Source organism: Kitasatospora putterlickiae (assembly GCF_039527695.1).
Taxonomy (GTDB): domain Bacteria; phylum Actinomycetota; class Actinomycetes; order Streptomycetales; family Streptomycetaceae; genus Kitasatospora; species Kitasatospora putterlickiae.
This window is the reverse complement of the sequence record NZ_BAAAKJ010000122.1, coordinates 9594-11824: the sequence shown is the minus strand read 5'-3', so window position 1 is coordinate 11824 and position 2231 is coordinate 9594. Positions and strand designations below refer to the sequence as shown.

General features: G+C 68.8%; 1 protein-coding gene. It reads left to right on the top strand.

What is annotated here, in order from left to right; genetic code table 11:
- The first annotated feature begins 525 nt into the window (after positions 1-525).
- Positions 526-2190 (top strand): APC family permease, encoded by a 1665-nt coding sequence (locus tag ABD308_RS12725; protein WP_344332814.1) that lies wholly within the window; start codon positions 526-528, stop codon positions 2188-2190.
- The last annotated feature ends 41 nt before the right edge of the window (positions 2191-2231 follow it).

Below are 2231 nucleotides of genomic sequence, written 5' to 3'. Positions count from 1 at the left end.
GGCCGAGATGGACAGCAGGCCGTGCCGGACCGGCACGGCGGCATGAGTGGTCATGCGTTCGTTCTCCACGACGGGGTGCCGGGCGGGGCCCGGCCGGATGAGGTCCACCGGTGGAGCGGGCGGCACTCATCGGCCCGGGGACGGCGGAGCCGCCGGGCCGGGTGCGTGGAGGGGGCCGCCCGCTAGCGGACGGGCGGCGGCAGGATCCGGGAACGCATGGTGGTCACCCTACGCGGCCGGGGGCCAGGGATGCATCTCTATACGAATCGCCCTATTTTCATAATCCGCTCGCGCCTTATCATCCCGCGGCGGCAGAAATCAATGCTCACATCTGGATCAAACGCCGAAACCACTTATGTGTAACGTAACGGGCAGATGAACAGATCACCTCCTACCTGCGGAAATATCCTGCGAAGTAGGTAAACATTCAGTAATGAAATCTGTGCAGATGTCTCTGAATCCGCCTACCGTGTGTCAACTCTCCGCGCTCCGTACCGGAGCCCCCACAGCACAGAGAGATTGCGCATGGCCTCCCTCAACCAGCTCTCCCCGCCCGGTACGGGCACCGGTTCCGGCACCGGAACCACCACCCACCGGTCGCTCCGCCGGGAAGTCGGCCTCATCGGCCTCATGTGGGCCTCGGTCGGCTCGATCATCGGCTCGGGCTGGCTCTACGGCGCCAAGAACGCCGTCGTCGTCGCCGGACCGGCGGCGCTCGTCTCCTGGGGCATCGGCGCGGTCGCCATCGTCCTGCTCGCCTTCGTGCACGCCGAGCTCGGCGGCATGTTCCCGGTCGCCGGCGGCACCGCCCGCTACCCGCACTACGCCTTCGGCGGGCTGGCCGGCATGTCGTTCGGCTGGTTCTCCTGGCTGCAGGCCGCCACCGTCGCGCCCATCGAGGTCCAGGCGATGATCGGTTACGCCGGGCACTGGGAGTTCGCGCAGGGCTTCCTCAACGACAACGGCACCCTCACCCCCAGCGGCATGGTCGTCGCCGTGCTGCTGATGGGGCTGTTCGTCGCGGTCAACTTCCTCGGGGTCCGGGCGCTCGCCCGCACCAACAGCGCCACCACCTGGCTGAAGATCTTCGTCCCGCTGTTCGCGATCTTCGTGCTCGCCGTGACCAACTTCCACGGCTCCAACTTCACCTCGCACGGCTTCGCCCCGTTCGGCATCAAGGGCGTGCTGACCGCGGTCAGCGCCAGCGGCATCATCTTCGCCCTGCTCGGCTTCGAGCAGGCGATCCAACTGGCCGGCGAGAGCAAGAACCCCAAGCGCGACATCCCGCGCGCCGTGCTCGGCTCGGTCGCCATCGGCACCGCGATCTACGTGCTGCTGCAGATCGTCTTCATCGCCGCGCTGCCCGCCGCCACCTTCGCCAACGGCTGGGACCGGCTGGACTTCCCCGGCATCGACGGCCCGTTCGCCGGCCTCGCCACGCTGGTCGGCCTCGGCTGGCTGGCCTGGGTGCTGTACTTCGACGCCATCGTCTCCCCCGGCGGCACCGGCCTCATCTACACCACCTCCACCTCGCGCATCGCGTACGGCCTGAGCAAGAACGGCTACGCGCCGCAGCTCTTCGAGCGGGTCGACAAGCGCGGCGCGCCGTGGTTCGGCCTGATCATGTCGTTCGTCACCGGCGTCATCTGCTTCATGCCCTTCCCGAGCTGGCAGGAGCTGGTCGGCTTCATCACCTCGGCCAGCGTCCTGATGTACGCGGGCGCCCCGCTCGCCTTCGGCGCCCTGCGCCGCCGGCTGCCGGCCCGCGAGCGCTCGTACCGCCTGCCCGCCGGCCCCGTCATCGCCCCGGCCTCCTTCATCGTCTCCAGCCTCATCATCTACTGGGCCGGCTGGCACACCCTGTCCCGCCTGGGCATCGCGATCGTCATCGGCTACCTGCTGCTCGGCAGCTACGCCCTGTACGCCACCCGCAAGGGCCTGCCGAACGCCCCGCACATGGACTGGCGGGCCGCCCAGTGGCTGCCGGTCTACCTGCTGGGCCTCGGCCTGATCTCCTGGCAGGGCGGCTTCGGCGACGGCACCGGCCGGATCCCGATGTGGTGGGACATCGCGGCGGTCTCGGTCTTCTCCCTGGTGATCTACTACTGGGCGATCCGGGTCGCGCTGCCGGCCGAGATCATCGAGCGGAACATCGAGGACGTCGAGGTCGTCGACGAGGGCGGCCACTGACCCCGCGACGGACATGACGAAGGGCCCGCCGGCCGTCCGAC

Bases quoted from the DNA above. Each gene is read 5' to 3' on its own strand.
- ABD308_RS12725 (WP_344332814.1), top strand. From the start codon at position 526: ATGGCCTCCCTCAACCAGCTCTCCCCGCCCGGTACGGGCACCGGTTCC.